Source organism: Caulobacter sp. S45 (assembly GCF_009765965.1).
Lineage (GTDB): Bacteria > Pseudomonadota > Alphaproteobacteria > Caulobacterales > Caulobacteraceae > CAHJWH01.
Genome location: NZ_LMUL01000019.1, coordinates 55,720 through 62,012, shown reverse-complemented (window position 1 = coordinate 62,012; position 6,293 = coordinate 55,720). Strand labels below are relative to the sequence as shown.

4 protein-coding genes and 1 pseudogene are annotated in these 6,293 nt (G+C 66.3%); 1 reads left to right on the top strand and 4 read right to left on the bottom strand.

Annotated features, from left to right (window positions below):
- The 3 genes from GSQ87_RS22595 to GSQ87_RS22245 all read right to left on the bottom strand — a co-directional run.
- The coding region (locus GSQ87_RS22595) for an LLM class flavin-dependent oxidoreductase (RefSeq protein ID WP_216839548.1) at positions 1-286 on the bottom strand (286 nt) is incomplete at its 3' end.
- Complete coding sequence (locus tag GSQ87_RS22250; RefSeq protein ID WP_158918901.1) at positions 283-1,194, bottom strand: aliphatic sulfonate ABC transporter substrate-binding protein; 912 nt, start codon at positions 1,192-1,194, stop codon at positions 283-285. The genes GSQ87_RS22595 and GSQ87_RS22250, both read right to left, overlap by 4 nt.
- Positions 1,195-1,337: 143 nt before the next feature.
- Entirely contained in the window at positions 1,338-1,790 is a 453-nt protein-coding gene (locus GSQ87_RS22245; RefSeq protein ID WP_158918899.1) for a hypothetical protein, read from the bottom strand.
- Between the two features lie 643 nt (positions 1,791-2,433).
- Between GSQ87_RS22245 and GSQ87_RS22240 the strand changes: the two genes are divergently transcribed.
- The gene (locus GSQ87_RS22240; protein ID WP_158918897.1) at positions 2,434-4,971 is read left to right on the top strand and encodes an ATP-binding protein; all 2,538 of its coding nucleotides are present in this window, start codon (positions 2,434-2,436) and stop codon (positions 4,969-4,971) included.
- Positions 4,972-5,113: 142 nt separating this feature from the next.
- On the opposite strand, the pseudogene GSQ87_RS22235 reads toward GSQ87_RS22240, so the two are convergent.
- Positions 5,114-6,293 (bottom strand): annotated as a pseudogene (locus tag GSQ87_RS22235) (hypothetical protein); the annotation flags it as partial.

Here is a 6,293-nt window from a genome sequence, read left to right as displayed (position 1 = left end):
CCGCGGACTGCCGCGCGGCCAAGGTCGGCGAGAGGATGCCAGGCCGCAGAGCGATCAGGAACTTCAGCCGCTCGGTGACGGGCGCCAACGCGGAAGCGAGCGTCCAGGCGTCGAAACAGCTGGGGCCGGTGGGCAGGAGTGCGCCTTCGAATCCCAGGCGGTCGATCGCCTGGGCGATCTCTCTCAGGTAGCCAACCTCCGGCGGACGCCAGCCCTGGGGGGAGCCGATGTAGCGGCCGTCGCCTGAGGTCGGCAGGAACCAGAATAGCCGAGGCGGCGATATCATGCGGCGACCATCCACCCTCTCCAGGCCGCATCATTTACGCGGATGCGCTTAGGGATGACGCCGGCCTCGGAGAATGTATCGGCGGCGACCTGCTGGCGCGCGATCAGCGCGTCGGTCAGCGGCGCCACGGCGAAGGGTCCGCGACGTCGGGAGATGCGGACGATGTCCTCGGATAATCCGCTCGCCCGGGCGATCGTGCGGATCGCTAAATCCGGCCTGGCGTTGCCGCGCTGGGCGGACTGAGAAAGGCTGGTCAGCAGCGCGGAGAGGACCTTCGGCGAGCCGTCGGCGAAGGCCTTGGAGGCGAGATAGAACGAACTGGTCCCCGGCAGTTGGTTCGCGGTGAGAATGGGACGTGCGCTGAGATCGCGCTCGGCCAGGGCGAAATAGCTGTCCCAGACGATCCAGCCGTCCAGCGCCCCCTTGGCGAAGGCTGCGGCGCCGTCCGGCGGCGACAGCGGGACCTGGTGGACGTCGTTCAGCGTCAGCCCGGCGCCCTTCAACGCCTGGAGCGCGAACAGGTGGGACGTGGACCCCGGCGTGAAGCCCAGGGTGCGGCCCTTCAACTCCGCTATGGATCGGACCGTGGAGCCGCGCGGTATGAGCAGCGCCTGGCCCGCGCCGGTGACGGGTTCGGCCGCCGCGTAGACGAGCGGCGCGTCTCCCGCTTGGGCGAAGATGGGCGGGGTCTCGCCCGTCGCGCCGAAATCGACTGCGCCTGCGCGCATCGCTTCGAGGAGAGGCGGGCCCGAGGGAAACAGGATCCACTCCACCCCCGTCACCCCGACCGCCTTGAGTTCGGTCTCCAGCCGGCCTTCGGACTGGGCGAGCAGGAGCACACCGTCGCGTTGATAGCCGATGCGAACGCGGCTGCTACCGGCCTTGGGATGGCACGCGTCCAACAACAAGGCCGGCGCGACGGCAAGGATGACCCTGCGGTTTGGGTGGATTGGCCAGGAAGTAACCATCGTCGTCAGGCCAAGCTCAGGGTGTCGAGCAGGTTTTCCATGCCATGATTATGGTGCATCGGGACCTTTCCAGGCGCTTCTATCTATTCTGAACCGTGCGGATCGATCTGGTGAATCGGAAGATCCCAATGATTGGCGGTCAGCTCCCAACGGCGGTTCTCGTCGCGTTTGCGTGCTACGACGTCCGGGAAGAGGGCGAGTTCGACCTCGCTCTCATGACTGGCTGCATCGTGATCCTTGTAGGTGATGACGACCCTGTAATCCCAGCGCGCTTCTTCGCTGACGTGTAAGCTCGGGCGGACCACCACATAGTCTAGAACATAGCCGCGCCGTTTCTCTTCATCCAGGGCGGAGATTTGGTACTTCTGGAACAGTCGCCACCACTCGTCTTCAAAGCCATATCGAACGCGATACACCCACTCCACCTGATAGGTCTTCGGGGATGGCTGGGCGCTTACAGGCGAGCCGCCAGCACTGGCGACGACGAAACCGGCGAGTGAAAGTGCGATCGCCGCCCGCACATTTCGAGCAATCATCGGTCTAACTCCACCGCCATCCGATAGGACTACCAAGCCATGGCTGTGCCGCGGCCCCAGATTTCCTGTGGCGCCTAGCAGACAGCCTTGTGGGTACGGGGCTCTGGGCGTTGGTTACGCAGCCGTCGGCACTGTCAGACCAAATTCACACAAGCTGATTATGAAGGGGTCGCGCAGCCGCCGGTCCTCGCCAACGCCTGATGCTGTAGATCCCTGTTGCCCAACCCAAGCCGGCGAAAATAAGCAGAGCGCCAGAGGCTACGCGATTTCGCGTTTGGGTTGACAATGCCCACGCGGCCAAAGACCGTTGTTGACGGAACTCATGGACTGGAAGGCGGGCCTTCTAGGAACGGTCATGCCGACGCCCTTTCCGAGCAAGTCTGGTCCAAACGAGCCACGGTAGTTTCCTTTAGGTGGGACGCCCAAGGTCCAACTTGGTTCGCCCACTGCCCTGACGGCGCTGACCCACAACAACGCGACGGCGTACAGATAAAGTTTAATCAATTTAAGGATTAGCGCCCCATTCGAGATCATGACCTGATTAGGCCTGTGTCTTTATGTCACCGCCCGTGGTTGTAAATCGATTGTGAACCGATAACGAGCTATACATGCGGAAGTTCGTCTGGACGGTGGGGTCTGAAACGTGTTTCTGCGCCTACTGACGTTTCTCTTCACCAGTTTTGTCTTTCTGACAACTATTCCGGCTCCTACTGAAGCGGCTGAACGCGTCATCTGGACGCCTCAGGCCCTCGCTGCGGCGGTAGAGCGCCAGGCCTCCAGCGCCAGCTTCGAGGACCTGGAGCGTTTCGGCCGGGACGCCCTGGTCGGCAATCGGCCCGACCGTCTGCAGCGGCTGGAGCATGTCGCGTGGCTTGAGCTGGGCGAGTCGGATTATCCGCGCTTCTCCTACTGGAACGACCTGCTCAGGGAGGAAGCACACAAGGCTGGCGACGCCCGCTACGTAGCGATCGCCGACTTGGACCGATTGCGAAGCCGCTACGACCAGGATGATGTCTCGGCGGAGGGAGGGATCATCGCCGTCGTGCACAGCGGGGCGGACTGGCGAGTCCGTTCGCATGCGATGATGCTAGAAGCCTACTTCCTCACCGTCCGCAATCAGGCGGCGGAGGCGCTCGGTCTTTTGGCCGAAGCTGATCATCTGGTGATCGCCGCCAAGTCCCGAGAAGACCGGGCGGAAATATGGGAAACGGAGGGCCTAGCCCTCATGAAACTTCAGGACCTGAGCGGAAGCGCAATCGCGTTCGGGCGATCACAGTTCGAGTTCGGGCGGCCGGACTATCCGCGGCCGGATTTCGACAGCATCTGGAACTTGACCGGGCTCGCCGCCAAGGTCGGCCGCACCGATCTCGCCGAAACCCTCTATGGCGTCGAGCATCGGCTGGCGCGAAAGTCCAAGATGCCCAGCCTGTGGGCCTGGGACGACCACCTCTGCGCGGCGGTGGCGGAAACGCGGGATGATCCTGCTCGCGTCCTGGATTGCCTACGATCCCTCGGGCCGGAGCTCCGCGACGCCCGGTTCCTGGCGCCCAGGGTGCTGCCCAGCCGTGCGATCGCCTATGCGCGTCTTGGCCGGCTTCGGGCGGCGCGGCGTGACATGGCGGCGTTCGAACGCTTGCGGCGGGATATGCGGACAGCCAAGCAGTCCGTGTTTGAGCGCATGCCCGAGGTCCAGGCCGCAATCCTGCATGCGGAGGGTCGCGACCATGCGGCCTTCGAGGCGCTCCGCCGCTACGCCCACGACCACCAGAGGGCGCAGGCTATGTCCTTCAGCCTCGGCGTGGGGCAACTGACGGGTCTCATGGCTGAGCAGCTCAACTTCCGTCAGCTCCAGCTTGAGACGTCCCAAAAGAACCTGGCGCTGGTCGACCGGGTGGTGCGGGATCAGCGACTGATGGGCTGGGCGGCCGGGTTTATCGGCCTAGCGGTTCTGGTCATATTGGCCTGGCAGTGGCGCGTGTCGCGCCAGCTCAGGGCCGCGCGGACCGAGGCCGAAGCGGGAAGCCGGGCCAAGGGCGAGTTCCTCGCCAATATGAGCCATGAGATTCGGACGCCCCTGAACGGCCTATTGACCATGGCCGATGTGATGGACCGCGACCCGCTTCCGGTGGCGCAGAGACAACGGCTCGCTGTCGTGCGCCAGTCCGGCCGGGATTTGCTGCACCTTATCAATGATATCCTGGATTTCTCCAAGATCGAGGCTGGGAAGCTAGAATTAGAGGACATCGCCTTCGACGTCGAGAAGGTGCTCGAGGCGACCCTGGCCGGGTTCGCGGCGACAGCGGAAACCAAGGGGTTGCAACTTTCGCTGGACGTCGCGCCGAACGCCCAGGGGCTTCGCCAGGGCGATCCCGGACGGGTGCGCCAGATTGTGGCCAACTTCGTGTCAAACGCGCTGAAGTTCACAGCGTCTGGCGGCGTGCGTATCCAGATCGTCGGGCTGGGCGCTGACGGCCATGACGGCCTGCAGATCGGTGTCAAGGACACGGGACTCGGCATCCCACCGGACAAGATGCGGCGGTTGTTCCAGAAGTTCTCTCAGGTCGACGCCTCCACCACGCGCCGCTTCGGCGGAACGGGGCTGGGGCTGGCGATCTGTCAGGAACTGACGACCCTGATGGGCGGACGCGTCTGGGCCGAGAGCGTGGAGGGCCAGGGCTCGACCTTCTTCGCCACCCTGATGCTGCCCTTCGTTGGCTACGCTCCTGAGGAGACTGACGTTTCGGACGAGGTGCAGGAGCCCGAAATGGCCGCCCGTCCGCTGCGGCTGCTGGCGGCCGAAGACAACCCGACCAACCGTCTGGTGTTGTCGACCATCATGCAGGTGTTCGGCTTCGGGTTGGTGATGGTGGAGGACGGAGCCCAGGCGGTGGAGGCGTGGCGCGCCGAGACGTTCGATGCGATCCTGATGGACATGCAGATGCCCATCATGGATGGCGTCCAGGCGACCCGCGAGATTCGCATGCTTGAGTTGCAGGAGGGACGCCTGCGGACACCGATCATCGCGCTGTCGGCCAACGCCTTCACCCACCAGATCAACGAATGCCTGGCGGTCGGCATGGACGCCCACGTCGCCAAGCCGATCGAGCTTCCGGCATTGCAGGCCGCGCTGGACGCGGTGCTGGGCCAGCACCCTCCAGCGCAGTTGGCCGAGGCGATCTGACGAGGCCATTCCGACTGAATTATCCCTGACATCTGCCATCCGGATCGCCCATCGTGCACGATTGAGGCCCCGGGAGCGTCTGGAATCTGGTGGAAAGGGTAGGTCGGTTATGGGCGCAAGGCACAAAACTTGTGGCCCCTCTCTAGCTCGCCGGCGCCGTTGTCCCCGCGCGGCCCAGCATAGCGCGCTCGAAGCGCCAGAGGGCGGCGGCGGCGAAGAGCAAGCCCAGGAACCAGGGCCAGGGCGAGCCCGGCGCGGTGGGGGCGGCGCCGGCGGCTGCGCCCCGCGCCGCAGGGGTAGCCGCCAGGGCGCGGGTGGCGGTGCGGTTGTCCTCGGCCGCCAGGGCCGGGGCCTGGGCGGCGGGGCGGACATAGAAGCCCTGCTCCTGGGGCGCAGTCTCACCCGGTAGGGCCACGCGCAGGACGCGCCAGCCTGGGCCGGCAGGCCAGTAGCCCGCGCAGGCGGCCGGCCCCGTTGCCGGATCGACCAGCACGCGCGTCCAGGCGCCGGAAGGCTCCCGCACCTGAGCCTCGCCCTTCAGCCCGCAAAGGCCCAGGCGGCGGCCCTCGCGCGGGTCGGCATCGAAGCTCACCGCGATCGCGGCCGGGGCGGGGCGGCCCAGGCCGGCGAACATTGTCCCCCACAGCTCCCCATAGCGCTGCCCAAATCCCGCGGTGACCAGGCCGGCGCTGTCGGTCACCGACCAGACGCCGAGCCGGCCCTGGCCCTCGGCCCGCCAGCGCGCCAGCACCGCCCCCGTGGCGTCGCGTAGCAGCGGGGTGGAGTCGGGCGCTGGGACATCCACCCGCCGCCGCGTCAGTTCGGGCAGGGGGAGCTCGTCGGGGTTGGACGCCGTTGGCGGTCCGGAAGGGGCCAGGTGCGTGGCGATGGTCGCTTCGCCGTCGGCGAGCGGCAGGCCCTGGGCGCGCCAGGAGTCGCGCACGCCGGCGGGCAAGGGGCCGGTGACGCGCAGCAACAAGCCGAGACCTTGGCGGACCGCCGCCGCCAGGGCGGCGCGATCACCAGCGGAGAGTCCCGCCCAGCTGCGCTCGTCCACCACCACCAGGTCGAGGCGGCCGAGCGTCGAGGCGTTCAGCTGCGGGCGTGGATCGCCGAGTTCCAGGCCGCCGCCCAGGGTCAGGGCCGCTTGCAGGGCGATCCCTGAATCCGCCGCCCAGCGCCTCAGTTCCTTGACCTCGGGGTCCGGAGCCCCAGCCAGCAGCAACACCTTCGGGGCGATGGCCGTAGCGGTCCAAACCGGCAAGTCCACCGTCTCCACCGTATGCACCGTGTCGCGCAGGCGCACAGCGAACAGGGCGGCG

Coding starts and splice junctions, on each gene's coding strand:
- GSQ87_RS22245 (WP_158918899.1), bottom strand. CDS start 1,790: ATGATTGCTCGAAATGTGCGGGCGGCGATCGCACTTTCACTCGCCGGT.